We start from the raw sequence: 25062 nt of genomic DNA on the forward strand, positions 1-25062 counted from the left end.
GTTTCGTCAGATGGTTCTACTCAGAGGGTTTACTTGACCCCAAGTAAACCCTCTAGCGTTATGAAGAAGGTTTGTTTGCCCCCAAACAAACCTTTTCAGGGGAACCATTTGTGGGGCATCTGTGGTGGATACGACCGGCTGACGCAGAACAAGCCTTAAGCCATGATGACGGCGGTGCCGGTGGCGCGGTCGTGGAGGCCGCGGCCGTCGGCATCGACCATCGCTGCGGGGAAAAGCACTGCAGTCAGCAGCGTGCGGACCGCGGCTCGCCACAAGCCAACGGAAGAGCCCGGCACATCAAGACGTGCGACTCCCATCCCCAGCAGCGCCATGCCCGGGGTGCGGGCGAAGAGCCAACCGCACACGATGCCCATGACTACCCACACCGCATAGCCCAAGAATGCCGGGCCACCGAGCGAATTCGTAAAGAGCTCGAGGAGATTGGCTATCAGCATTGCCAAGAGCCAGTCAATGAGAACGCCAAAAGTGCGCCGCATTACAGAAGCCAGGGAACCTGAGCCCTCCTTGGGCAAGCCCATTGTTTGCCCAGGCCACTGCCCGTTCTCAAAGCCATCGTTGTTATCAGCCATGCCCACCAATCTAGCCGTCGGCTCTGCTAAGCAGAAAATTTGCCTCCACGTGCCCCAGACACCCCAGCGACAAAGCCAATACCTGTAAACTAGTCGGGAGTACTACACGTCAACCAACAGGAGACCACCGTGTCCTTTGAGACAATCCAGGACGTCATCGCATTCATCAAGGAAGAGGACGTCAAGTTCGTTGACATCCGGTTTACGGACGTCCCCGGCACTGAGCACCACTTCTCTATTCCGGCCGAGGAATTTACTGAAGACGCAGCTGCCGAAGGCCTCGCCTTTGATGGTTCTTCCATCCGCGGATTTACCACCATCGATGAGTCCGATATGACGCTGCTGCCGGATCCGAAGACCGCCTTCGTGGATCCTTTCCGCACCGCGAAGACCCTGAACATCAAGTTCTTCGTCCACGACCCGTTTACGTTGGAGCCCTTTAGCCGCGACCCGCGCAACATCGCGCGCAAGGCTGAGGAGTACCTCGCTTCCACCGGCATCGCGGATACCTGTAACTTCGGCGCTGAAGCTGAGTTCTATATTTTCGACTCCGTGCGCTACAGCACCGACGTTAACCACGGCTTCTACGAGGTTGATACCGATGAAGGCTGGTGGAACCGCGGTTCCGAGACCAACTTCGATGGCACCCCGAACACCGGTTTTAAGACTCGCGTGAAGGGCGGCTACTTCCCTACGGCGCCCGTCGACAAGCACGGCGAAGTTCGCGACGCCATGGTGGAGCAGCTGCAGAAGGCAGGCTTTGTCATCGAGCGTTTCCACCACGAGGTGGGCAGCGGCCAGAACGAGATCAACTACCGCTTCAACTCCCTGCTGCACGCGGCGGATGATATTCAGACCTTCAAGTACATCATCAAGAACACCGCGGAGCAGTTCGGCAAGACCGTGACCTTCATGCCTAAGCCGCTGGCCGGCGATAACGGCTCCGGCATGCACGCCCACATGTCGCTGTGGCAGGATGGCAAGCCGCTCTTCCACGATGAGGCCGGCTATGCAGGCCTGTCTGACATTGCTCGCTACTACATCGGCGGCATCCTGGCCCACGCACCGGCGGTTCTGGCGTTCACGAACGCAACCCTGAACTCCTACCACCGCCTGGTTCCGGGCTTTGAGGCACCGATCAACCTGGTGTACTCGCAGCGCAACCGCTCGGCTGCCATCCGCATCCCGATTACCGGCTCCAACCCGAAGGCCAAGCGCATCGAGTTCCGTGCGCCGGACCCGTCCGGCAACCCCTACTTCGGTTTCGCCGCCATGATGATGGCAGGCCTCGACGGCATCAAGAACCGCATCGAGCCGCACGCCCCGGTGGACAAGGACCTCTACGAGCTGCCGCCGGCAGAGGCTGCGTCCATTCCGCAGGCCCCCACCTCCCTGGAGGCCTCCATCGCTGCGCTTGAGGAAGACAACGACTTCCTTACTGAAGGCGATGTCTTCTCCGAAGACCTCATCGAGACCTACATCAACTACAAGCGCGAGAACGAGATTGCGCCGGTGCGCCTGCGTCCGACTCCGCAGGAATTTGAGATGTACTACGACTGCTAGTTTTGAGGTTTGTCCCTGGCCTGTGTGTTTCCGTTTGTGCAGGTCAGGGACTTTTCATGTTTTGCGGTGTTTGCATGTTTTCGGGGGTTTGCGGGATTTCTACGGGATTTTGCCTTGAGGTAGCCCCCTTAAAACGACGAAAGCACCTCCACCATTTAGGTGGGGGCAATCCTCAAAGCTCTTCATAAACTTCAAAAGCTAGAGGCGAAGGCATGTTTGCACAACTGACCTGCGTTGATTTGCATTACTGCTAGGTAGAAGCGAACCCCTCGACGTTTCGTCAGAATTGTCGAGGGGTTCGCTATTTTTCATATCCTATTTGGGCGGTTTTCGACTCGATTAGCCCTGTCACTGCCCGCTTCACGGGCTATTTCCGGCACCTGACCACGGGTTCAAGGCCACGGCCTCCTGGAGAGTTCCAGCAAGGCTCGTGACTTCTTATGCGGCTTCGCCAATCTGAGGCGGGGCATTAGCGCCCGCAATGCTCAGCATGTCCTCGCGTGCCCGGCCTTTACGCGGGCGCCCGCCCCGAGGGGGGGACGTGGACCAGGGCCCTCGTCAACTTGCCTGCGCAAGTAGTTCATTGCCTGCAAGGCATTGGTTCCAGCGACAGCAAGACCGATAAGGAGCATGAATGCGGCCACGCTTCGCGTATAGCGTTTTGTCCGCTCCCCCCCTTACCAATAGCAACCAGGCTTTTCAGACTGTGGTTGCGTGCCTCGATAATGTTGCGTGGCTTACGGTAGAGCTTTTCCCACTCTTTCGTATAGAGAGGGAAGGCCCTGCTGCGCGTACTTATGGAAGCGGTCGTGTTCGTGGATACTCACCAGTACTGAGGCTTGGGAGCAAATCTTGCCGGAGGTATTCACCTTGTCCAGGACGTGTTGTGGCAGTGGCATGGGTGGCTGACCCAACGCGGTTTTCTTGGCCGCTGCTTCGCGAGCGCGTTTGTTACCAGCCCGAAGCGGACAGATCACCTTGCCAGACAATGCCGGGCACTCGAAACGTTGTGAGCCGTCAGTGCGTGTTGCCTTAATCGGAAGTTGAAGGGTCTTGCGCCGAGCGTGCTTCGCCTCGCGCTCAGCGCCGATCATGTCTTTGCTTTCGTGGTCCGCCTTGGGATACAACAGGTCCTCATAGGCAGCAATACACGGACAGTAGGCTTGGCCCGCAACCTGGGTAATACCCTCCACGTCGGCAGTAATACCGAGGGCTTCTTTTCTGTCTGGGAGGTCGCCAATATGTCCCCAGTTGTCCTGGCGCGTTGGGCGTTGGTACTTGTCGACCGCAGAAGCAGGCGAGCAAATACTCGGTCCCCAATAAGATACCGCCTCGGCAAACCTGTATTCTGGAAAACCGCCATTGCCTGCAAGTCATTCTCACCTTCATGCAGCCGACACGGGCGAGCTAGTCTGAATTACCCGCACCAAGGTCGGCACGTACTGCACCGCGCGGCGGTTGCGGTTGCAGGGTATTCACACAAACATTTTCCTGGGTACATGGGAGCGGGTGTAGCTAGTCCCTAGACACTCGGATTTCACGCATCTCCAACAACGAAAGACTACGAGTACTGCCTGGTAAACTCTAGTGATCTGAACTAGACGCAACTTGGGAGTACTCGTGGATAACGACGATATTGAAGAAGCAGCCGTTAACTACATCCAAGACCTGCTCCGTGGGAACAAGCACCTGCGGGCTGAGCTGTCTAAGAACGACAAGACAGCAATCGTTGACGGCGAACTCAAATACTACGCCCCCGACAAGACCAAAAAGACCGAACACTTTCAATGGGCAGTTAGGTCGCAGTGCAAGGGGCACGAGCTGAAACAGGCCGAGCAATTCAAGAATCTCGCCAAGTTCAAACTAAAGAAGAAATACCTGACTGGTTTTCACAACTCAGACGGCGTAATACTCTTCGTTGTCCATATTCGAGGCTTGGAACGCCGAGCTTATTACCTCATTCTAGGCCCACTTGACATCGAACACGAGCTGAGGGAAATGGGCGACAAGAAATCCCGAACAGTGAAACTGTTGCCGTTCCCCGAAGACTGTGACGCGCAAACTAGAATCGCGAAACTTGCCCGAGCGAAGTGCCAACCCAGCAACATTAAGTTGTCGGATGACATGCTGTCCCTAGCAACAGGCCTCCACGTTTCGACAGTGGATTCCCTTAACTTCAACAAGCCGGGAGTAGTCGGTATCGGGACAGGTATCCCCTCTCATATCGAACTGAAACTGCGAGACGGAAACAGGGTGCCACTGCCCGGTCACTTCCAGTATTGGCCGGAAGAATACGCTTCACATGAACTCGGCCATGAACTTCGCGCAGGCTCAATTGTCATTTCGGATGCACGCCGACGGCTTATCAACGACCACCTTATGGAACTCGCTGTTACTCCCTCCTTACGCATCACCCTAGACATTAAGAACCAAGGCGGAGAGGTCAACTCTTCCCTAGTCGAGGACTTTGACGAAGCACTTACCAATCTTGAATTTCTTAACTACTGGATCGAAAACGAATCGTTTGACATCGGGGAAAACGAAGTCCGGTGGAAACTCAACGACTACGACTTCACACCTCAAAGGCAAAGCCTGCGAATCTTTCAAGACATCAACGCCTTGTGCGAACTCCTCAACGTCGACACCTCGCTACTGCATGTTCGCGACTTCGATACCAACCTCGACATGCTGGAGAACATTGTCAAGTACTTCGTGTACGGTGGCAAGTTCTCTCTCCCCGACGAACAACCTCACAAACTTATGGTCGAACTTGGAAAATGGCAGCTTCGCTTCCTTGCTTCCCACCGCAACAACGAAGACTTTGCGACCATCAAAAGCGTTGGAGACCTCGACAATGGGCAGTTTTGGTGGGTTGCCAAAGACGACCCCGAGGTCCACACGCGCATTACTGCATTTGAAGTTCTCACGGCAGAAGAAATCTCAACCACACTCAACCTTGGACTTGAGCACATCACCGAGGCATATGAGATGTATGTGGACAACGACAGGAGAACCAACTTCGCCAACGAGACCGTGCTGAAACTTATCGAGGCCGCGGACTTACAGCCACGACGCGCCACGGAACTGCTCAGAGGAGCCAGAAAACTTGCCACCTGGCTCTTCACCGAACCCGAATTTTCCGAGATTGCGCAGGTAAACGTGTGGCAAATTGATAAGCGGCTCGGGAATCTGACTGACGCTGACCTTACGGATATTCGACTTTTTCGCGAAAGTCTGCCAGCCAATCACCACTATGTAGCACCGTTAAAAGCAGGAGCCTCAATCCTGCTGGGGCAGCCCGACGAAACCGCATTTTGGTTGGAACGAAGTCGCGAAGACGACCGCACCAGGTTCAAGGAAACTCCGATTTACCAGTTGCACACGGACCCGGAACTCACATCGAGATACGCGGATGCAGCGCCGCGGCCAGAAGCTAAATGGGAGCAGTACGAAAGAAAGTTCATCGAGGAGTCCGTTCTCAAGGAACTCTCGCGCTAACCAGACAAGGACGAGACATCGGCAATGGAGTCACACATCCCTTTAGCTCTTTGGGCTCACTCGAGCCCTGTCACCCACTGTTCCCTGGTGAGCAGTGTGCCTGCCTAACAGGGAAGTTATCGTACCCGATCCCGTTCAGCGCCAATGCGATTCCTCAAAACGAATCCACCTACGCTGGCCCCGAAGTCTCAGCGCCGTCGAACCCGACCTGCGTCCACACGTCCAGCTCGGAATCATCGAGTGTCCCCGCGACCTCAACAATCTCCTCTTTGAACACCTCCCTATCGAGTTCCGGCACCTGCGGGACGGCTAGCACCGGCACGGGGTTTTCTCGCTCCAGGATATGCTTGCACCACGCGAGGTAGTCAGCATCGACATTGCTGGTTCCCTCCAGCTCGCTCACGAAAGCGAGTAGCCCCTGATGCTCTCGGTAGATACTGGCTTGCCGACGCAAAGTCTCCAGCTCGAACGCGCGCCCCTCACGAACCCTCAAAATCTCGGCGGCGTGGTCTTTACGACGCTGCCACGACGCCTCCGCTTCACGTTTGAAGTCGCTGTCGCAACGAGTAAAGAATCTCTCGACGGCAGTCTGCGTCATGCGCGTCGCTAGTGCCGTGTCTAGGCGACGAGGGTTACGCTTCGTGTCGTTGACCCTATTCCACCCCATTTCAATGGTGAGCAAGCCATTCGGAACATGGTCATACACCGGCTCCATGCCCCTCGTTTTGTCCCAGTTATAGCGATTAAGCTCTGCTTTTTCTTTCCTGATTGGTTCACGCTCCACCTTGTCAGTCTGCTCGGTGACTGTAATCTCCCGGCCAGCGACATAGACACCTGTGCGTGACGGCGTGTTCCACTTCCTCGACTCAATTTCTCGCGAATTCACCTCCCACCCAATCCGTTCGGCCTCGGTGAAAAGCACATGAAGTAGCCGCCTTGCACGCGGCGCAGCTTTCGCGGAGACATCAAAGCTGGCCTTGTCAGTAAACAGCGCAACCATCGGGTGCAACTTGCTCACTCGTCGCTCCCCGGAAAGAAGCAGACGTGAGCTTTCTGTAAGAACCACCTCGTCGACAAACCCGGCCTGCACATGCGTCGGCCACCACGAGTTCCAGCCTTCTTCCTTGAGGTTAAAGACAAGACGACGTGAGCGCTGCTTTTCTTGCGCCACGCGTTGCGCAGCCTTAAGACGGGGTTCCCACTCGCGCTCAAACTCCTCCTTGCTGCACTTGACGCGAAAGAAGCCGCGGTGCGCGCCCTCGATAGCGGCAAGGAGCTGTTGTGCTTCCCCAACGGTCGGCGTAACGCGGGGACGATACGGGGTGGCGGGGCGATTGGGTGTGGTCACGACTCGCTCGCTACCCGTGGCCGGCCCGCCAACAGTAGTCTTCTTCTTTTTCTTCGGCCGAAGTGGCTCCGTACCTGTGAGCACCCGCTTGCCGCGCTCGGTGATGGTTGCCGTCCATGCGTCGCCATGTCCTTTAATCTTCACCAGCTCGTAGCCTTCGAGACTGCGGGCGGAAATCTTGTAGTTGCCGCTGGGTGCCGAGTCTTCGGGGCAACCAGAGTTCACCCATTCCAGGACGGTGCGCTGGAGGTCGCTGAGCTGTTGTGGGGCCATAGGGAGATTATCTCGGGATACTTACCTAAGTGCAGGGCGAATTGCTTTTGGCCTGGAATTGGCCCCTCATCGAGGGGTAGCAAATTTGATGTTACGGGGTAGGTTTCTAGAGGGGCCGTCTAGGCTGAGGTCAGAGAGTTTACTGACACCCATACACTCGGGGGTATTTCTCGGGAGATAATTCCGTTCCATTGACCAGCGACAACCAAATATTTGACAAAAAATCAGCAAGTTACTGTTGCGCGCGCGTTCAATTTTGTTCCTCTACGCTTACACTTAAGACATTGCTCCTCACCGTTCCCAGCAATGAGGGTTGGTGAGGTTTTCTAGCCTGGAGAACACACGCGGTTCCAACGGCGGTGAAGTCAACCGCCACACGCGCTCTGTGTGCCCTCCCCTACTGCAGTACACAACAAGGTGCAATCTCACGTCCTAATCCCGCTGATCAAACGAGCTTTCCTGCAGTGGGGTGGCTACCATGCCATCTGTGACTGACAGATTCCGCCAACTGCCACCGCCCGGCCCCGCGTGGGGCGGCAGCCTCATGGGCACCTCCATCGTCTCCCGGCTGCTCGTTGAGGAAGACATGCTGGTTGGCTCCGCCATCTTCGCAGCGCTAGCCTGCGTCATCCTGCTCGTGCTGACGGTCGGCTTCGCGCTCTACCGCCAGCCCAGCTTCGCGCGGACCTCCATGGCGGAATGGTCCATGTACTTCATCGGCATCCTGGCACTCGGCGCAGCACTGTCCGGATTGACGGATATCGGAACCTTCCGCCTAGTGGGCTTCTGGATCGGTGGCCCGGTCACCGTCATCACGTGGGCCATCCAGCTCACCCGCTTCGACGGTCAGCCGCGGTTTACCTGGGGCCTGCCGCTGGTCGGCCCCATGATTTCCTCCTCCGTAGCCGGCTTCCTCGCCCTCGACTACGGGCGCGCCTACCACGTGATGGGCACCGTTTTATTCATCATGTCTATCTCCACTGCGGTCCCCATCTTCATCCGCGTGTATTGGGCTGCTTGGCACGGCAAAGTCAACCTCACCGGCGCCAACTCCGCGACGGCATGGGTGCCGCTGGGCGTGGTGGGCCAATCCACTACCGCCATGCAGATCCTCTACCCCGGTAGTTTCTCTGTCTACTACGGGCTCACCGCCATGGTGATTGCCATCCCCCTCGCGCTTTATGCCATGGTCACCTTCTACCCCAACGTGGCTCGCTGGGTGGATTACTCGCCCGCGTGGTGGGCCTGCACATTCCCACCGGGAACGGTCAGCATGGGCGGGCACCAAGTAGCGCTGGTGAATGGCTCGGAGCTTCTCGACGTCATCGCGCTCAGCATCCCGGTGCTGCTTGTCGCACACTGGTCTGCCTGCTCCTGCCGCTTCATTGGCTGGCTCGTCGAGGGCCGGCGCGCACGCACAAGCGGGGCCAGCCCACTCTCGGACTAGCCCCGCCACGTGCAATGCTGGACGCTTAGGAAGCCTTAGTTCTCGGCCTTCTCAAACTGGATGACCTGGCCCTGGCTACCCAGTGCGTAGTTGTTTCCCTCCAGGGGGAAGACAACGGGCTTGGCCGAGAGAATAGCCTTGAGCGCATCGGCGTCGGCCATGGCATCCGGGGAGCATGCACGCAGCGTAGAGTTCAGGTTCTCCACCACAATGGCATCGGTCTGATCCAGCTTGTAGCTAGCACCACCGGAGTTGCAGCCATCGTTGTAGGCGAGGGTTCCATCGGAATTGAAGGTCACGGAAATCTCTGGGTTCTTCTTTGCGGTGAAGGTACCGTTGAGAACCTTCTGGGCCTCATCAGCCGGCAGCTTGTCTTGCAGACCGTCGACGTCCTCGTACTTCTCAATCAGCCCGGAGCCTTCCGGCGCTTCAGAGTCCTCCGGGGTGCCCGGACCGCCAAAGAGGCGGGAGCTCAGCTCCTGGATCTGGCTGGACTGCGGGGAATCGACGGAGGACAGCTCTTGCGCACCGGCAGTACCGGCGCCCAGGACGCCGCCGGCGAGGGCGACGAACGCGGTTGCAGTGGTTACTTTCTTCAGTGTGCGTGAAATCATGGCCCCGAAGCTATCGGCCACGGCCGCCGACATCAACCCATTTCATGCGTTTCCGATGATATTTTGAGGCAACTCTACAACTCCCCCATCCCCTTACAGGCCGCAGACTAAAACACAGAAAGTGGCCAACCTCCCGCTGGGGGTTGGCCACTGATAAGGAAGGTTATTTACTTCTCTTCAGGGGTATCGACCTTGACGAACTGAATTGCCTGCCCATCTTTGACCAATGCGATGGTGGTGTCATCGATGGAATAGACCTGTGGCTTCTTCGGAACAATGACGTTGAAATCGTGAACATCGACCATCACGTCCGGCTCGCAAGCCTTCATAGTGGTAATGACGTCTTTGATCTCTAGGGCGCCGGTGTCCTCCGCGATAGAGTATGTACCGTTACCGAGGTTACAACCATCAGAAACTCCTACGGTTCCATCCGGTTGGAAGGAAAGCCCGATCTTATCGTTCTTCTTCGCAACGAAGCTGCCGTTGAGAACCCCCTTGGCTTGCTCTGCCGTCAGCGGTTCTGTGAGGCCCTCCACGTCCTCTGCCTTTTCAATCAGGCCAGAACCTTCCGGCGCTTCTGGGTTTTCGGGGTTTTCCGGAGCAGGCTTCGAGCTACCAAACAGTGTGGAGCTCAGCTGTGCCAGCTCACCGGAGCTGGAGCCGAAGGAGATTCCAGAAGAAGGCTCTGCCGCGGAGGCAACCCCGGTTCCGAGTGCCGTGCCAGCGAATGCGGCGAAGGTTGTGGCGATGGTTACTTTCTTGAATCTGAGTGACAACATGATCCTGAAGCTATGCGGGATAGTTTCATATAGCAATGTTTTTTATGCATTTCCCATGATATTGACACGTTCTCCCAATGTCGCCGGAGGCCAGTTCTCCCCGCTTGCCGCAGCCAGGCTGGCAGCATAAACACCTGTTTAAAGCACTAAAACCAGATTAAGAGGCGCGCTTGACGTATCCCATCCGCAGTCAGAACATGATGAGAAGGGCGATCGAGCCCCACAAAGTGGCGGGCACACTCACAGGTTTTGGTGCAGTCATCTAGCGCCGCGGTTACAACTGGGTTAGCTCAAATTCCACTTGCTCGCCTTCGCGGCCGTTAATCACCAAGCTTAAGGCCTGCGTGCCCGGATAGTAGGTGCGTGTGCTGGTGACCCGAAACGGGTGCGTCTTGGTCACCACTCGGGTTTCGCCCGGATCAAGCGTGTATTTGCCGAGGCGAAACACACTGGGCTTCCGGGTTCCGTTCTTTTTAAGGAAGTGCACGCGATACTCTGCAAGCACATGTGCGGGCGCATCGCCGGTGTTGGTGAGTGTCGTTGAAAGAGTCGCCTTTTCACCAATGGCCACAGTGTGGGGGAACTCGGGGCGGGTGGCGGTGACGGCGGTGGACGGAGAAAAGCCAACAAGCTCTAGGGCCTCCTTATTGCCGCGCTTGATCAGCCCGCGCAACCCCTGTTCCACCACCCACGCTGCGTGCGACGATCCGCTGTCTGCCCATCGCGAGGCGGTTGCAAGAGCCAACTCGGGGTGCGTACGGCCAATGTCGTTGAGGTTGTTGGCTACGGACTTGCGCACGAACAGCGACGCATCGTCGTACAGCCGGCCCAGGACCGGAAGGATCGGCGAGGGGTCCGCCACAAACGGCGCGTGCACCTTTGCCCACGGCAGGCGCGGACGGATGCCCTCGGAAGCCAGGCGGCGCACGTTGTGGCTGTCCGAACCAGCCCACTCATTCACCCGGGCCATGGTCAGCTCTGGGTAGCGCTCTAAGAAGGGACGCACCGCGAACTCACCGGTGAACACCCTGGTGAGCGCCTCAATTGCATCTAAAGAAACCTCCGGCTCATCTATCCCGTACAGCTCGATGAAACGGCTCACCGGCCACAGGTGGAATGCGTGGTTGAAGTAACCTTCCCCCTCCGCAAGCTCGGGCCCAAGCTTATCGACGATTCCGCCAATCACCCCGACATAATCCCCGCCGAGCTGTTCCCGAAGCCCTTGTGCAAACACGGTCACGCGGTCCAGGATCTCTAAATCCTCGACTCGCGGCGCGACCCACGCGGCATACTCTTCGCCGTCAATTCCAAGCTGTGCACCGAGTTTTTGTGCCGTGTCAGCGTTGAAGTAGTCCTTCATTTTGGGAGCCATAGCTGTGCATGTTACCCGGCGCGGAGAGACTTTTTCGCGGCAGGATTAAGGATTGCCGCCTCGATACACCAATTAGCTCCAGTGCCCTCACATCAATGCTTATGGAGAAAACCTTTTAAGTGGTGCGCTTGACATATCCCATCCGCGGGCGGAAGCCCTGCGGGTGCTTCATCTGCGCCACGGCGTCCCCGATGATCATGCGGTGGCGGGCGCTGACAGACGTCGGCATCTGCGCCACCGAAAACCACTGCGCGGCCAGGTTCTCTTCGTCGGAGATAACCGGCTCCGCATCGTCCAGCACGGAGACCCGGATGGAGGTATCCATGTAAAGACACTTATCCCCATTGGGGCAGACTACTGGGCCAACCTGGCCCACGCCGAGGAGCGCTTCGATGCGTCCATCGAGGCCCACTTCCTCCTTGACCTCGCGCAGCGCGGTCGTCGTAATCTCCTCCCCCGGCTCGCAGATACCGGAGATGGGAGCCCACGTGCCATTATCGGCACGCTGGGCAAGCAGCACCGAGGGCAACTCCCAGATAGCGGAACCCGTGGGCACGGCCCGCACGATAACCGCGGTCACGCTGGGAAGGAAGAGCTGCTCGTGACCGATTTTCTCACGCAGAGACACAATGAAATCAGGAGTCGGCATGGGTTAAGCCTAGCACCTAAACCCGCTCCAGAATCTCCGGCAGGAGTTCCTCGATCTTGGCGGCAGGTGTAAACGACATCTGTGCTTCCGAACCATCCGCGCACCCCTCACTGCTGGCTGCAGCATCAGTGGTGCCCGAGAGAACCCCTACGATCACGTCCTCATAAGGGCTGCCCTGCGCGCCATACACCGGGGCTCCTGAATCGCCATGTGTGGAGCACACCTGGGCGCGCGCCGCGACGGTCTCCACCGTGCGGTCATCAAACTGGAGTTTGCCCTGCCCCTCACGATGTGTCAGCGGGCCGCAGGTCTCACCGGTGATGCGGCCCAGCTTGCAGACGCTGTCAGGCAACATGTGTTCATCCGCCGCGACGACGGTAGTGGGCATGTCCCGCGGGACATAAAACTCAGCCTCCCTGGTGATTTCCACCAAAGCGAAATCCAGCTGGTGCGTCTTCGGCGCGCTGAGATCGGAGTAGATAATGGTGCCGACGGGCTCTGCCGGGTAGACAAATTCACCGTCGGCAGCGCCTGCCCACACGGTATCCCCCGGCTCACCGCAATGGGAAGCGGTGACGGCGATGGTGCGGGCGTCGTCAAGCACGAAGCTCCACGCCACCGTGCACAGGTTGAAGTCAAAGGCTTCGCCGGGCACGGGCTGCGTGGTCGAAATATCCAACGCCGCGCCCGGTGGCACCGGGGAGGCATCCTGCGAATGCACCTGCGGCTCAGCTGGCACCACGGTGGAGTAGACAGCTGAGCTGGAGGCTGCCTTCTGTACGGGTCCGGCTCCCATCGGCACGGTGCACCCGGCCAGCGCCAACCCCGCTGCGCTCAGTGCCCCAAGGAGGCGCCGGCTAGTCTTCCTTCGCGGATGCAGCCTCACCCGAGTCCGCCTTATTCTCCTTATTTTCCTTCTCCATCTCAGCGACCTGCTTCATGTCGCGGATGAACTTCTCCGGATCAAACTCGGTGAAATACTCCGGGCCTGAGAATTGTTCCTGTCCCATTGTCTTAAACCTCCGTGCTCTTGATGTACTGCGTGATGTAGTCCTTCACCGCCGCCGCATCATTGGGCAGATCCGTCACATGGCGCTCGGCGTCCAAGATGCCGGCGAAACGCTCCGGCACCTCCGGCTCGCTGCCGATGGCCTCCTTGATGGTCTCCGCAAACTTCACCGGCAGGGCGGTCTCTAGGCAGATGATGGGGGTGTCGACCCCATATTCTTCCTGTACCGCGCGGGCGACCTTGATGCCGTCCGCGGTGTGCGGATCCACCAGCACGTCGTAGCGCTCGTGGACATCCTTAATGGTGGCGAGGCGATCCGCGTGGGTGGAGGAACCGGACAGGAAACCGTACTCCGCGTGGGCGGCGTCAAGTGCCTGCTTCTCGACGTTAAAGCCGCCTTCCTTCACCTTCGTCCCGAACAGCTCCTTGATCTGTGCGGCATCGCGGCCTAGCAGATCGAAGGCGAAGCGCTCGAAGTTGGAGGCGCGGGAAATATCCATCGACGGCGAGGAGGTCTTGTGGGTTTGCTCCGAGGAGCGCGGGCGGTAGTTGCCGGTGCGGAAGAACTCATCGAGCACGTCGTTTTCATTGGTTGCCACAATGAGGCGGTCGATGGGCAGCCCCATCTGGCGAGCGATGTGGCCGGCGCAGATATCGCCGAAGTTGCCGGTCGGCACGCTGAAGGAGACCTTTTCGGTGTTTTCCGTAGTGACCTTGAGGTAGCAGTTGATGTAGTACACCACCTGCGCCATGAGGCGGGCCCAGTTAATGGAGTTCACCGCACCGATGCGGTTCTCGGCCTTAAAGTTGGCGTCGGCCGATACCGCCTTAACCACGTCCTGGCAATCATCAAAGACGCCATCGAGGGCGATATTGCAGATATTCGGGTCATCCAGCCCGAACATCTGAGCCTGCTGGAATGGCGTCATGCGCCCAGCCGGGGTCAGCATGAAGACGCGGATGCCCTTGCGCCCGCGCATGGCGTACTCCGCCGAGGAACCGGTGTCACCCGAGGTAGCACCCAGAATGTTGAGGGTTTCGCCGCGGCGGGCCAGCTCGTATTCGAAGAGTTCGCCCAACATCTGCATGGCCATGTCCTTGAAGGCGGCCGTTGGCCCCTCAGAGAGGTGGCCAATGTAGAGGCCCTCCCCCAGTTCGCTGACGGGGACGATCTCCTCGTGGTCAAACTTGGGGTAGGTGTAGGCGCGCTGGGCAATTCCTTCGAGGTCTTCTGCGGGAATATCATCCACAAAAAGCTTGAGCACTTCCGCAGCCAAGGCCGCGTAGCCACCCTCCGCCAGGGTCTGGCGCCAGTTAGTCATGGTGGCGTCATCGATGCGGGGGTAAGTTTCCGGCAGGTAAAGGCCTCCATCAGGGGCCAGACCTCCGAGGAGGATATCCGTAAAGGAGGCGGGCTGGCGGTCGGTATCGCGGGTCGAAATGTACTTCACCCCCTGCATCTTAGTTGGTGACGCGTAAAGTATCAGCCATGTCGGTTCCTCATCCTCGCAATGTAATTACCACTAAGGCTCTCTCCGTGTGGGTAGCTGCGGTGTTGGTCTACATCGTGGCAATTACCGGCCGCACATCTTTTGGCGTAGCGGGGCTTGAGGCCATTGATCGCTTCGAGGTCGATGCCTCGCGCATTGCTGTTTTCACCTCTGTACAACTGGGAATTTATTCACTGGCGCAGATCCCGACGGGCATGCTCATCGATAAGTTCGGCCCGCGGCGCCTGCTAGTCATTGGTTCCATCATCATGGGCGTGGGCCAGGTGAGCCTCGGTTTCACCAGCAATTATTGGGTAGCCATTGCCGCCCGTCTGCTCATCGGCGCGGGTGATGCCACCGCCTTCTTGTCGGTGATGCGCATCCTGCCTTACTGGTTCCCGCTGCACCGCACCCCCATGTTCACGCAGGTCACCTCCTCCCTGGGACAGCTGGGTCAGTTTATCTCTGCCCTACCTTTTGCCATGCTTCTGGGCTGGGGCGGATGGACCTTGGCCTTCGTTACCTTGGGCGCGGTGGGCATTCTCATCGCTGTCGCCGCCGCGGTGGCAGTTGCTGATTCCCCGGAAACGCTCGGAATCGTAAAGAAGCCGAAGGAAAAGCCGAACGCGCAGCCAGAGAGCATGGGCGCACTGCTCTCCCAGGTTTTCCGTTCGCCCGTGGCCTGGCAGGCATTCTTCATTCACTGGGTCGGTCTTGCCGCCACCAACGTGTTTGTCATGCTGTGGGGCATGCCCATGATGACGGCGGGCATGGGATTTTCCAAGACCAGCGCCGGTTGGGCCCTGACGTGGTTTACCGTGTGCATGGTGCTGGTAGGCCCCCTGCACGGCAGGTTATCGTCCAGGGCCAGAGGTTTCCGCCCCTGGCTCGCCTTAGGATTTGTGGCTGTGCATTGCACGGTGTGGGTCCTGTTCTTCCTCTTCGGCGGCAGCTACCTCTCACTGATCATCCTCATCAGCGTGGTGTCCTTGTGCACACCGGTGGCAAATTATGGATTCGACATTGTCCGCGAAAACCTCGACCGTAAGGTGGTCGCCACAGCAACGGGCCTGGGCAACATGGGCGGCTTCCTGGCCACAGTCATCGGCGCCCAGCTGGTCGGCGTAGTACTGGACCACTTGGGCAATGGGCCGGATTATCCGTTCTCTGATTTCCAGCTTGCCGCTTGGGCAGTCTTCGGTGTGTGGTGCATCGGCATAGCAGGTGTCCTCATCACGCACGTCCTGCGCAGCCGGGGCGAGGAGGACGGCCCGCACGCCAAAATCATCCAGGTGAGTTAGTACAAGGCTGGGCTACTGGAGGGACAGGGCGCTCAACGAAGCCTCAAGGGGCACCCCGTTGGCCACTTCGAAGACGCCCAGCCCGCCGCCGATGGGAACGAGGATGGCGATGCTCACTCCCACTGCGGTCCTGAGAAGCTCGCGCAGTTTTCGTCGTTTCTCCACTTCAACGCACCAACCTTTATCGTTTCGTTATCTGTGCGTGTGAGCTTAAGAGCCATGGCTGCAAGGCAAATCCTCGTTGACTGCGCATCTCCTGCCAGTCCCTGTGACTTCAGTGCCAGCGTTGCCAGCGGGGCCTATTCAGCCGGGGTCGACTCCACGAAGATCGGCCCCTCCACCGGGGCGACGATGCCAGCGTCGAAGGCAGAAAGCGCCCCCTTGGCCTCTTCCTTGGTGATGGCGCCCGCCTCAACGGCCTTGTCCAGATCGGCTTCGAGGACCTGGCGGGACCTGTACCTATCCGACGCCACTGAAAGCAGGCCACGCGGGACCGATTCCGACGGGATCCCCAGCGCCTCCGCCAGGGCCACGATACGGTCATTTTCGGTGGGGTCGAGGTGGGCATTCACCGACTGATCCTGCGGCACGCCACCATTGACGACCTGCTCCACCGTCAGTGCTCCCTCCGGTACGTGATTCCTCTCCGTGACCCACCAGCCTGCGCCGACGACGGTGATGACGGCCGCCACCACGAGGACCCATACGGCGATGATCTGCTTGGACTTCACGGGCATAATTCTAGGCTTCCCTATAGCTCATCGGATTAATCCACGCTCGGCCCAAACGTCCCAAAGGAAGTCCCGTGCGGAGGGTGCGGTGGATCAAGGCGCTCAGAGAGGGCATCGATGATGGAACGGATGGTGGACTCCGCTGCGGAGCGGTCAAGGTTGGTGCGACGTGGCGTATCAGGTTTCGAAACGTCGGGGCGGACGCGGGGCTTGGCGACGTCCACGTGCATCACCGTCCCCTCCACGCTCAGCGCGGCTGCGGGATCACACCCAGCAGCGCGGGCCGCGGCAAGGAAGGCTTCAAGGTCCGCGAGGGTGGCATCGCTCAAGTCGAGGGATAGGTTGAGGCTCATAGTGTGCTCCTTAGAAGGCTGGGAAAGTAACTGCTGCCCAGGCTATCGGCTTAGCACCGGTATGAACAGGGCACGGAACCAAGATCAGGGATAGATCCGGGTAGGCTCAGGGCCCGGCTAAGGGGGTAGGACAGCTGCTTTTAGTCGTGCTCGAAGGATTCCGCCTCCCCCCAGAACACCTCGTCGACCACCTTGCGGGCGTGGCGGGTGATCTTGAGGTAATGGTCGAGAAAATCCTGGTTATGTTCGGGATCCCACCCTGCAGCGCCAGCCACCTGCGCCAGCTGCGGCCCCGGTGCCGGCAGCTGGTCCACGCGCTTGCCGCGAACCAATACCAAAGCGTTTCGGGCATCGGTGGCCAAGAGCCAGGCCTCCCGCAGCTCCTGTACCTGGTGCACGGGTATGACTTCATTGTCTTCGAGGGCATCGAGGACGCGCAGCGTGGACGGCTCATGCAGCGCCGGTACCTCGTGGGCATGCATCATTTGGAGCAGTTGGACGGTCCATTCGATATCCGTCAACCCACCGCGCCCCAGCTTGGTATGGGTATTGCGGTCCGCGCCGCGCGGTAGGCGCTCATTGTCAACGCGCGCCTTCATGCGACGAATGTCACGAATGGTCTTCTCGCTCACGCCCTTCGGCGGGTAACGGAAAGCATCCACCATGGTGAGGAAACGCTGGCCAACGTCCTCATCACCCGCCACAAAGGCAGCGCGGAGCAGCGCTTGCATCTCCCACGGCTCGCCCCACTGTGAGTAGTAACGCTCATAGGACTCAATGGAGCGCGCGACCGCTCCCGAGCGTCCCTCTGGCCGCAAACCTAGGTCAACGTCCAAGGGCGGATCTCCGGACGGTTTTGCCAGACGGCGGCGCAGCTTCTCAATGATGCCGATGGCCCAGGGCAGCGCCTCCTCTTCGGGGTTGCCTGCAACTGGCTCCGCTACCACGATGACATCGGCATCCGAACCGAAACCCAGCTCCATGCCACCGAGCCGCCCCATGCCGATCACGGCGATGCGAGCCGGTGGTTCGTCATTGTCGTTCTCCAGCCGCCATGCCCTGACCTCGGCGCGGAGCGCTGCCTCCAACACCGCATTCCAGATGGTGGACAGCTCGTAACAGACTTGCTGAACCGGCAGGAATCCCAGAAGATCCGCTGCGGCAATTCGTGCCAACTCCGCGCGGCGAAGAGACCGCGCGACCGAGACGGCCTTGTCCGGATCCGCATGACGCTTGGTGGAATTGACCAAAGCAGAGGACACTTGCTCGGGTTTGGTTTCCAGAAGCTTGGGCCCCGCCGCGCCGTCGGAGAGCTGCTTGACGACGTCTGGCGCCCGAATGATGAGCTCCGCCGTAAACGGCGAGGTGCCCAGAATTTTCATGAGGCGCTGGCCGACGACGCCTTCGTCGCGAAGCATGCGCAGGAACCAGGTTCGGTCGTAGGCTGCTTCCGAAAGCTTGCGGTAGTTCAACAAGCCCATGTCTGGATCCGCGGTGTTCGAGAGCCACTCCATCAACGTGGGCAGCAAGATGGCCTGGATGCGGGCCTTGCGCGACTGGCCCGCGGCCAAAGAAGTGAGATGCTCGAAGGCTCTGTCCGGATGGCGATAGCCCAGCGCTGCCAACTGCAGGAGGGCTGCCTCGCGCGACAGCTTGAGCTCATCCGCCGACATCGATGCCACGGAATTGAGCAGCGGGCGGTAGAACAAGCGCGAGTGGAGCTCAGAGATAAGCAGGCGAATCTTCCGAAGATGGATGTTCATCCGATCCGCCGCCGACTGGTGGCCCTGCGGGTGAAAGCCCGAGTTGATGGCCAGCCACTCGAGCGCCGTGTTGTCATCCTTCGCCGGCAACGTATGTGTTCGGCGGAAACGCTCCAATTGGAGGCGGTGCTCCAGCAGACGAAGAAACTCGTAGGCCTCGATGAGCTGGGTGCCATCCTCGCGCCCTACGTACCCGGCGCGCACGAGTGCGGCGAGCGCATCGACCGTCGCGAGCGTGCGCAACGATTCATCCGAGCGACCGTGCACCAACTGCAGCAATTGGACTGCGAACTCTACATCGCGCAGACCGCCCTCCCCCAGTTTGAGTTCTCGAAGGCGCATCTCTTCCGGGACGTTCTCGAGCACGCGGCGGCGCATAGCCTGTACGTCTTCCACAAAGGACTCCCGTTGCGAGGCAGTCCACACCATGGGCCCGATCTGGCTCACGTAGTCCTTACCTAGGGGCAGGTAGCCGGTCTGCGGTCGCGCCTTCAGTTGTGCCTGAAACTCCCAGGTCTCCGCCCACCGCTTGTAGTAGGCCACGTGCGAATCCAGAGTTCGGACGAGAGCGCCGGATTTTCCTTCCGGACGCAGGTTGGCGTCGACCTCGAAGAAGCAGGCAGAGCCGATTCGATTGAATTCCGATGCTAGGCGCGTAACCTTCGGCGTCGCCTCCGAGCCCACGAAGATAACGTCCACATCGGAGATATAGTTCAACTCCCCCGCGCCACACTTGCCCATCGCGATAACTGCCAGCTGCGCATCGAGGGGCTCATCGCCATAGACCACACGGACCGCACCCGCGAGTGCGGCCGTCAAGGCGGCATCTGCGAGAGCCGTCGTCAGCCTGGTGACTTCACGAAACCCCACTCGTGGTTGCGGCCGCGACTGCCCCTTGCGGGAGTGGAAGGTACCGGCGAGGTCATGCGCGGCGATGCGCATCATCAGCGTCCGGTATGCCACCTTGAGAGATGCTTTGTGGTCACCAGGGGATGCGCGGTAGGTGCCGGGCGATGTCAGCTCGGGGTTCGCCGTGTCTGGGCGGTCTGGTTGCTCTGCGTACGTCGCCGGTTCCGCCCCCACCTCGCCCAATAGTGTGTTCAGCATTTCCGTTGGGGTAGGCAACGGGCGCTGCAGTTCTTGCCAGGTCTCCGGGTGGGCGGCGAGGTGATCACCGAACGCCGAGGAGCCGCCCAATAGGGCAAGCAGCCGAACTCGAAGGGTTTCGTCTTCACGCATCGCCGGCCCAATCTCGGGCGCTCCCTCGAAAATCCTCATCAAGGTATTGAGGGCCATGTCGGGATCACCGGTTCCGGCCAGTGTCCACAGCAGCTCCAGGGATTCTGGATTATCCCACTCGAGACGGGAAAGATCCTCCGCAGCAGTTGGCCGGGTAAGGCCGAGAGTCGCCGGGGACGGTACTGACGCTGGACGCATGCTTCTCCTAGAAATTCAGGTTGTTGCGCAATTCGAATGCGGTGATCTGTTGCTGATACTCATGCCACTCGTCCCACTTTGCGCGCAGGAAGTATTCAAAGACGTGCTCGCCGAGGACCTCTGCCATGAATTCGGAGCGTTCAAACTCTCGGAGTGCTTGGTCCAAGCTGCTGGGCAGGTCCTTGTACCCCATCGCACGGCGCTCACGGCGGGTCAACTGATGGACATTGTCCTCGGCCGGATCACCGAGCTCATACCCTTCCCTGATACCGCGCAATCCGGCGGCCAGGAGAACCGCATATCCCAGGTAGGGGTTCATCGCTGAGTCTAGAGAGCGGATCTCCACCCGTCGCGACATTTCCTTGGACAGGCGGTAGGTCGGTACTCGGACGAGGGCCGAGCGGTTGGACACGCCCCAGGTCACCGACCCCGGGGCTTCGCTGCCAAACATCAGGCGCTTGTAAGAGTTGGTCCACTGGTTGGTGATCGCCGTCATTTCCACTGCATGCTCAAGAATGCCGGCGATGAACTGCCGTCCCGTACTGGAGAGGGAAATCTCATCGTCGGGGTCGTGGAAGGCGTTGGAATCGCCTTCAAACAGGCTGAGGTGGGTGTGCATTCCCGATCCCGAGCGGTCTTCGAAAGGCTTGGGCATGAATGTGGCATGCACGCCCTGCTGGGAAGCCACCTCCTTGATGAGGTAGCGGAACGTCATGATGTGGTCTGCCATGGACAGCACATCAGCATGACGCAAGTCGATCTCCTGCTGCCCGGGTGAGGTTTCATGGTGGCTGAATTCCGTAGCGATGCCCATGGATTCCAGTGCATACATCGACCGGCGGCGAAAACTCGGGGCGTTATCGTGGGTGGCTTGGTCGAAGTAACCGCCGTTGTCGGTGGCAATGAGGTTGTTGATATCACGCGCATCCTCAAGGAGATAAAACTCGATCTCCGGTGAGGCCTTACACGTGAACCCTTCATTGGCCGCCTCTGTGACCTGCCGGCGCAGGATGTGGCGTGGATCCACCAGGGAAGGGTGCCCATCGGGCTGGGTAATGTCGCAGAACATGCGCGCTGACAACAGCTCTGGCTCTTCCTTATCGAAGGGCATGATCTGGAACGTTGAGGGATCCGGCATGGCGATAGTATCGGCCTCTGAGATACGGGAGAATCCCTCCACCGAGGAGCCATCGAAGCCAACACCTTCCTCGAAGGCAGATTCCAATTCGGAGGGGCTCATCACCACAGATTTCAACGCCCCCAGGATGTCAGTGAACCAGAGGCGAATGAAGCGGATATCGCGTTCTTCAACTGTACGAAGGACGAATTCGTGTTGGCTGTTCATGTTTTAAACCCTACCGCCGCGCACCGAAGCCGCGGCTGGGCGTTTGCTCTTTTGCCCCCGCAGCGTCACCTATCGACCCAGTTGGCAAGAGTAACTCGGGGGCAAATTTTTTCGACCTTCCAAACCCTTGTCGCTGTCACATGCTTGAATGGCCCCATATCCAAACTGATGTACGAACAAAGATAGGAATGTGATTTCCATGAACACCAACCACGCAACACTGAGCGAGCGAGGACTCGACCTCATTATCCAGGCGGCCCAGCGAGGATGGTCTCCTAAGGATCTTCTTCACGTCGTGGGCGACTTTTGCCACCCACTCATTTATCGTGCCGCCGGCCAGGTGCCCGCACAGATTAGTTCCACTGCGTTGCGCAAAGAGTGGTTGAGCCTCACTCCGCCTGCTTCGATGACCATGTCCACCGATGAACTGACGCGACTCATCGAAGCAACCATGTTGCTTCCCTTACTTCGTGACGTTGACGTGCTCGTGCCTGAGAGAAATAGCTCCCAGTCAGCGCATGGCAGCAAGGAGGATAAAATCCGCACCAAAATCTCCCACCTTCTGCGGAAGGCCGAATCCACTCCCTACGAGGAAGAAGCCAGTGCGCTCATTGCCAAGGCACAAAGCCTGCGGCAACGACACCGGATCGATGGTGCTCTCGACGCTTCGCCCAGCTCCGTAGTTTCCACGCGCCTTCATATCAGCGCCCCCTATATCAAGCACAAGACCACACTTCTTAGCGTCATCGCGGATCGCAATGGATGCACTGTGCTGCAACTTCACCCCAAAGGGATCATCACAGTCTTCGGCGCTAAAGAGGACGTCCACCATGTCGCCGACCTCTTCGCTTCAATTCTTCGGCAGTGTGAGTGGCACATGCACCACAGAGAACACGCGAAAAGCGCACGCCAGATCGGCAATGTTGCAGCTTTTCGCCGAAGCTTCATTTTGTCTTATGCCACCCGAATCGGTCAGCTCTTAGATGAGGCAAACACCACGCTGGGGCCACAAAGTACAGACGCGACGGCTTCCACAACACGCAATCCGGGGGTTGGGCATGATGCAGTAGTCCTTGCCCAACAATCTTTATCAACGGTGGAAGATCGCCGGCGTAGCGCAGAAGCGGTAGTAGATCAGCTCTTTCCCAACGCCCGCACCATATCTTTAGCTATGGGGAGCCGAGCAGGCGTGTCCGCCGGGGCATCCGCTGCGGAAAGGTCTCATTTAAGTGGTGATTCCTCAGGGCTGGCAGGACGTGCCCAACTCACTCGTTAGGGCGGGCTCAAAGGCTGGCACAAGTGCTCTAATGACTAGGTAAACTAGTTGGAAGTGTAGAGGTTTTGTGCCTCCTCTTTAAATTTTCGCTCCCCGACGAAGGTGTGTACATGTCTCCGAAGACGTTCCTTGAAATCGAAGCCAAGTTCGCCGTGGATGAAGCCACGCCGGCGCCCGATCTCACCAACCTCGACGAGGTTGCCCGAGTAGCAGAAACCCGCCACCAATCGTTGTCGGCAATCTATTACGACACGGAGGACCTTCGCCTTACCCACGCCAAGATCACGCTGCGCCGCCGCACCGGTGGAAATGATGACGGTTGGCACATCAAGATCCCCGGTGCCGAAGGCCGCACCGAAATTCGTGCCGAACTCGGCGAACCAATTGATGGCAAGTACGAGGTTCCGGCCGAGCTTCTCCACCAGGTTCGCTCAGTGATCCGCAATCATCCGCTGGAGCCCATTGCGCAGGTCGACAACAACCGCACCGAATTGCTCCTTGTCAACGCCGATGACCAGCCGGTCGCTGAGTTCTGTGATGACCATGTCACCGCCTTCTCCTTTCTTCCGGGTGGCTCCCAGAGCACCTGGCGTGAGTGGGAAGTCGAGCTCGCTGGGGAGCTCCCTGGATCCAAGGAAGGCAGCGCTCTACTGCGGCACGCCACTTCCCTACTCATTAGCTCTGGGGCTCGGGTTTCTTCCTCGCCGTCCAAGTTGAAGTCGGCATTGGGTGAATCCGTCAACAATGTCGAGCTTCCCCCGTCACTTGCCACGTCCAACGTGGAGCCGGGCTCGCCCGCGGCAGCGGTTGTGGACGCATTGAAAGCCAACCGCGACAAGCTCGTCGAATATGATCCACGGGTTCGCCGCGATGAGTGGGATTCGGTTCACCAGATGCGCGTTGCTACCCGTGAACTGCGCAGCCACTTGCAGACCTTCCACGGCATTGTGGTGGGCCCCGAAATCGAGCGCATTGAGTCAGATCTGAAGGAACTTGCGGCCATGTTGGGCGTCGCCCGTGACGCCGAGGTCGTGGAGGAACGTTGGCAGAACCTCCTCGCGTCCGAGGATTCCGACGTCCTCGATGAAGCCACCCGCGAACACATTGCACACGACATGGGCCGCGCATACCGCCGAGCACACCGTCGAGTCATCGCGGCGCTCGATTCCGATCAATACTTGGCTCTGCTCGATGCATTGGATGCCTTCCTCTCCGACCCGCCGGTTGCTGGTGAAGACACGCCCGCTGACGCCGACAGCACCTCTGCCAGCGGCGAGGCGGAAGACTCTGCGGTCGACGATTCGGCGTCTGCTGCCCCCACTGAAGAAAAAGAGGAAGAACAAGAGTCAGCAAAGGTCTACGAGCCGAAGCACGCCAAGCCAGATGAGGACGAAGAGCCCCACGATCTTGATACGGTGATGGCCCTGCACCTCAAGCAGGCTTATGACAAGCTGGTCAAGCGCCACAAGAAGGCAGTCTCCAACTGGGATAATACCGAGCTGACGCTACATGAACGTGAAGAGTACTTCCACGATATGCGCAAGGCAGCAAAGAAACTGCGCTATGCGGCGGAGGCAGCTGGTTCCGCAACCTCGTTGAAGACGAAGAGCCTCTACAAGGCCTGCAAGCAGATGCAGTCAGGCTTGGGAGACTTCCAGGATTCGGTGACCTCTCGCGACAAGCTGCTCGAACTGGCAGAGACCGCACGACGCCGAGGCGAGGACACCTTTGGCTATGGTCTGCTCTACCAGCGTGAGCGCGCCATCGGTTTGGAAGCGCTCAACGCCTACTCGGAGAGCTTCAAGGCCATCAAGTCTGCGTTCAAGCCGCTGCGCAAGAAGCTGCGCTAATTCCTCCCCGCTGGGCGCGCTGCAACGCCCGGCAGGTGGAACAAACATTTCAACGGCCCACTCCGTCGCGTTTCTCGCGAGGGGGTGGGCCGTTGGCTTTGAGTTACCGCCGCTCAATGGGGCGTCCTGCAGGAGTCCTGCAGGACTTTAGTAATCGTCCTCAGCGGCGTCCTCGGCATCAGCCGCAGCAGTGCGGGCTTGCGCGATTTCGATGGCGCGCTCGGCTTCCTCGCGGGAATCATAGGGGCCCATGCGGTTCTCCCAACCAGACACCTTGCCCTGGGTCACCTCACCGGTGGACGGGTCGTAGAACCACTTGTTATCAGCCTCGGCCATTGTTTTCTCCATTCTTTTAGGCGCTCGATCAGTGCACC

General features: G+C 59.0%; 21 protein-coding genes. 6 read left to right on the forward strand and 15 right to left on the reverse strand.

Annotation, left to right across the window (positions count from 1 at the left end):
- Positions 1-155: 155 nt before the first annotated feature.
- Positions 156-590, reverse strand: a complete 435-nt coding sequence (locus HMPREF2526_RS01775; RefSeq protein ID WP_046647925.1) for an RDD family protein — start codon at positions 588-590, stop codon at positions 156-158.
- 129 nt (positions 591-719) lie between these two features.
- On the opposite strand from HMPREF2526_RS01775, the gene glnA reads away from it, so the two are divergent.
- Together glnA and HMPREF2526_RS01790 are read left to right on the forward strand one after the other, a co-directional pair.
- Positions 720-2153, forward strand: coding sequence for a type I glutamate--ammonia ligase (gene glnA, locus HMPREF2526_RS01780; RefSeq protein ID WP_046647924.1), 1434 nt, complete (start codon positions 720-722; stop codon positions 2151-2153).
- Positions 2154-3773: 1620 nt separating this feature from the next.
- Positions 3774-5651: a hypothetical protein gene (locus HMPREF2526_RS01790; protein WP_070510551.1), complete on the forward strand. Its 1878-nt coding sequence runs from the start codon at positions 3774-3776 to the stop codon at positions 5649-5651.
- A gap of 169 nt (positions 5652-5820) precedes the next feature.
- On the opposite strand, the gene HMPREF2526_RS01795 is transcribed toward HMPREF2526_RS01790, so the two are convergent.
- Complete coding sequence (locus HMPREF2526_RS01795) at positions 5821-7272, reverse strand: hypothetical protein (RefSeq protein WP_070545492.1); 1452 nt, start codon at positions 7270-7272, stop codon at positions 5821-5823.
- A 478-nt stretch (positions 7273-7750) separates the two neighbouring features.
- On the opposite strand from HMPREF2526_RS01795, the gene HMPREF2526_RS01800 reads away from it, so the two are divergent.
- Complete coding sequence (locus HMPREF2526_RS01800; protein WP_083295498.1) at positions 7751-8719, forward strand: TDT family transporter; 969 nt, start codon at positions 7751-7753, stop codon at positions 8717-8719.
- Between the two features lie 35 nt (positions 8720-8754).
- On the opposite strand, the gene HMPREF2526_RS01805 is transcribed toward HMPREF2526_RS01800, so the two are convergent.
- From HMPREF2526_RS01805 to thrC, 7 genes are all read right to left on the reverse strand, one after another.
- Complete coding sequence (locus HMPREF2526_RS01805) at positions 8755-9333, reverse strand: META domain-containing protein (protein ID WP_230308874.1); 579 nt, start codon at positions 9331-9333, stop codon at positions 8755-8757.
- Between the two features lie 167 nt (positions 9334-9500).
- Entirely contained in the window at positions 9501-10112 is a 612-nt protein-coding gene (locus HMPREF2526_RS01810; RefSeq protein WP_070545497.1) for an META domain-containing protein, read from the reverse strand.
- Between the two features lie 274 nt (positions 10113-10386).
- Positions 10387-11484 (reverse strand): DNA alkylation repair protein, encoded by a 1098-nt coding sequence (locus tag HMPREF2526_RS01815; RefSeq protein ID WP_065422016.1) that lies wholly within the window; start codon positions 11482-11484, stop codon positions 10387-10389.
- 115 nt (positions 11485-11599) lie between these two features.
- Positions 11600-12133: an NUDIX hydrolase gene (locus tag HMPREF2526_RS01820; protein WP_070517383.1), complete on the reverse strand. Its 534-nt coding sequence runs from the start codon at positions 12131-12133 to the stop codon at positions 11600-11602.
- A gap of 16 nt (positions 12134-12149) precedes the next feature.
- Positions 12150-12929, reverse strand: coding sequence for a trypsin-like serine protease (locus HMPREF2526_RS01825; protein ID WP_232745386.1), 780 nt, complete (start codon positions 12927-12929; stop codon positions 12150-12152).
- Positions 12930-12990: 61 nt separating this feature from the next.
- Positions 12991-13143 carry a hypothetical protein gene (locus HMPREF2526_RS13350; protein ID WP_168163144.1) on the reverse strand — a complete coding sequence of 51 codons (153 nt, stop codon included), beginning with the start codon at positions 13141-13143 and terminating at the stop codon, positions 12991-12993.
- A 4-nt stretch (positions 13144-13147) separates the two neighbouring features.
- Entirely contained in the window at positions 13148-14593 is a 1446-nt protein-coding gene (gene thrC, locus HMPREF2526_RS01830) for a threonine synthase (RefSeq protein ID WP_070517381.1), read from the reverse strand.
- 38 nt (positions 14594-14631) lie between these two features.
- On the opposite strand from thrC, the gene HMPREF2526_RS01835 reads away from it, so the two are divergent.
- Positions 14632-15933, forward strand: coding sequence for an MFS transporter (locus HMPREF2526_RS01835; protein ID WP_070517379.1), 1302 nt, complete (start codon positions 14632-14634; stop codon positions 15931-15933).
- A gap of 12 nt (positions 15934-15945) precedes the next feature.
- Here HMPREF2526_RS01835 and HMPREF2526_RS13460 read toward each other — a convergent pair whose 3' ends face one another.
- The 5 genes from HMPREF2526_RS13460 to HMPREF2526_RS01855 form a co-directional block, all read right to left on the reverse strand.
- The gene (locus tag HMPREF2526_RS13460) at positions 15946-16098 is read right to left on the reverse strand and encodes a hypothetical protein (protein WP_158395987.1); all 153 of its coding nucleotides are present in this window, start codon (positions 16096-16098) and stop codon (positions 15946-15948) included.
- Between the two features lie 134 nt (positions 16099-16232).
- On the reverse strand, positions 16233-16670 hold the full coding sequence (locus tag HMPREF2526_RS01840) for a hypothetical protein (RefSeq protein WP_070517377.1): 438 nt from the start codon (positions 16668-16670) through the stop codon (positions 16233-16235).
- A 29-nt stretch (positions 16671-16699) separates the two neighbouring features.
- Positions 16700-17017: a hypothetical protein gene (locus tag HMPREF2526_RS01845; protein ID WP_070510008.1), complete on the reverse strand. Its 318-nt coding sequence runs from the start codon at positions 17015-17017 to the stop codon at positions 16700-16702.
- Between the two features lie 140 nt (positions 17018-17157).
- Positions 17158-20217, reverse strand: coding sequence for a bifunctional [glutamine synthetase] adenylyltransferase/[glutamine synthetase]-adenylyl-L-tyrosine phosphorylase (locus tag HMPREF2526_RS01850; protein WP_070545499.1), 3060 nt, complete (start codon positions 20215-20217; stop codon positions 17158-17160).
- A gap of 7 nt (positions 20218-20224) precedes the next feature.
- A complete protein-coding gene (locus tag HMPREF2526_RS01855; RefSeq protein WP_046647739.1) occupies positions 20225-21562 on the reverse strand; it encodes a glutamine synthetase family protein in 1338 nt (445 codons plus the stop codon).
- A 199-nt stretch (positions 21563-21761) separates the two neighbouring features.
- Here HMPREF2526_RS01855 and HMPREF2526_RS01860 point away from each other — a divergent pair, with 199 nt between their 5' ends.
- Together HMPREF2526_RS01860 and HMPREF2526_RS01865 are read left to right on the forward strand one after the other, a co-directional pair.
- The gene (locus HMPREF2526_RS01860) at positions 21762-22838 is read left to right on the forward strand and encodes a DUF2786 domain-containing protein (RefSeq protein ID WP_070545500.1); all 1077 of its coding nucleotides are present in this window, start codon (positions 21762-21764) and stop codon (positions 22836-22838) included.
- A 110-nt stretch (positions 22839-22948) separates the two neighbouring features.
- The gene (locus HMPREF2526_RS01865) at positions 22949-24688 is read left to right on the forward strand and encodes a CYTH and CHAD domain-containing protein (protein WP_070545502.1); all 1740 of its coding nucleotides are present in this window, start codon (positions 22949-22951) and stop codon (positions 24686-24688) included.
- Positions 24689-24835: 147 nt separating this feature from the next.
- Here the strand turns inward: HMPREF2526_RS01865 and HMPREF2526_RS01870 are convergent, their stop codons facing one another.
- Entirely contained in the window at positions 24836-25024 is a 189-nt protein-coding gene (locus tag HMPREF2526_RS01870) for a hypothetical protein (RefSeq protein ID WP_046647736.1), read from the reverse strand.
- Positions 25025-25062: the final 38 nt, after the last annotated feature.

This window comes from Corynebacterium sp. HMSC070E08, assembly GCF_001808895.1.
In the GTDB taxonomy this organism is placed as follows: domain Bacteria; phylum Actinomycetota; class Actinomycetes; order Mycobacteriales; family Mycobacteriaceae; genus Corynebacterium; species Corynebacterium hiratae.

Coding starts and splice junctions, on each gene's coding strand:
- HMPREF2526_RS01835 (WP_070517379.1), top strand. CDS start 14,632: ATGTCGGTTCCTCATCCTCGCAATGTAATTACCACTAAGGCTCTCTCC.
- HMPREF2526_RS01810 (WP_070545497.1), bottom strand. CDS start 10,112: ATGTTGTCACTCAGATTCAAGAAAGTAACCATCGCCACAACCTTCGCC.
- HMPREF2526_RS01860 (WP_070545500.1), top strand. CDS start 21,762: ATGAACACCAACCACGCAACACTGAGCGAGCGAGGACTCGACCTCATT.
- HMPREF2526_RS01795 (WP_070545492.1), bottom strand. CDS start 7,272: ATGGCCCCACAACAGCTCAGCGACCTCCAGCGCACCGTCCTGGAATGG.
- HMPREF2526_RS01800 (WP_083295498.1), top strand. CDS start 7,751: ATGCCATCTGTGACTGACAGATTCCGCCAACTGCCACCGCCCGGCCCC.
- HMPREF2526_RS01850 (WP_070545499.1), bottom strand. CDS start 20,217: ATGCGTCCAGCGTCAGTACCGTCCCCGGCGACTCTCGGCCTTACCCGG.
- HMPREF2526_RS01870 (WP_046647736.1), bottom strand. CDS start 25,024: ATGGCCGAGGCTGATAACAAGTGGTTCTACGACCCGTCCACCGGTGAG.
- HMPREF2526_RS13350 (WP_168163144.1), bottom strand. CDS start 13,143: ATGGGACAGGAACAATTCTCAGGCCCGGAGTATTTCACCGAGTTTGAT.
- HMPREF2526_RS01865 (WP_070545502.1), top strand. CDS start 22,949: ATGTCTCCGAAGACGTTCCTTGAAATCGAAGCCAAGTTCGCCGTGGAT.
- HMPREF2526_RS01775 (WP_046647925.1), bottom strand. CDS start 590: ATGGCTGATAACAACGATGGCTTTGAGAACGGGCAGTGGCCTGGGCAA.
- HMPREF2526_RS01845 (WP_070510008.1), bottom strand. CDS start 17,017: ATGAGCCTCAACCTATCCCTCGACTTGAGCGATGCCACCCTCGCGGAC.
- HMPREF2526_RS01840 (WP_070517377.1), bottom strand. CDS start 16,670: ATGCCCGTGAAGTCCAAGCAGATCATCGCCGTATGGGTCCTCGTGGTG.
- HMPREF2526_RS01825 (WP_232745386.1), bottom strand. CDS start 12,929: ATGGGAGCCGGACCCGTACAGAAGGCAGCCTCCAGCTCAGCTGTCTAC.
- HMPREF2526_RS01815 (WP_065422016.1), bottom strand. CDS start 11,484: ATGGCTCCCAAAATGAAGGACTACTTCAACGCTGACACGGCACAAAAA.
- HMPREF2526_RS01855 (WP_046647739.1), bottom strand. CDS start 21,562: ATGAACAGCCAACACGAATTCGTCCTTCGTACAGTTGAAGAACGCGAT.
- HMPREF2526_RS01805 (WP_230308874.1), bottom strand. CDS start 9,333: ATGATTTCACGCACACTGAAGAAAGTAACCACTGCAACCGCGTTCGTC.
- HMPREF2526_RS01820 (WP_070517383.1), bottom strand. CDS start 12,133: ATGCCGACTCCTGATTTCATTGTGTCTCTGCGTGAGAAAATCGGTCAC.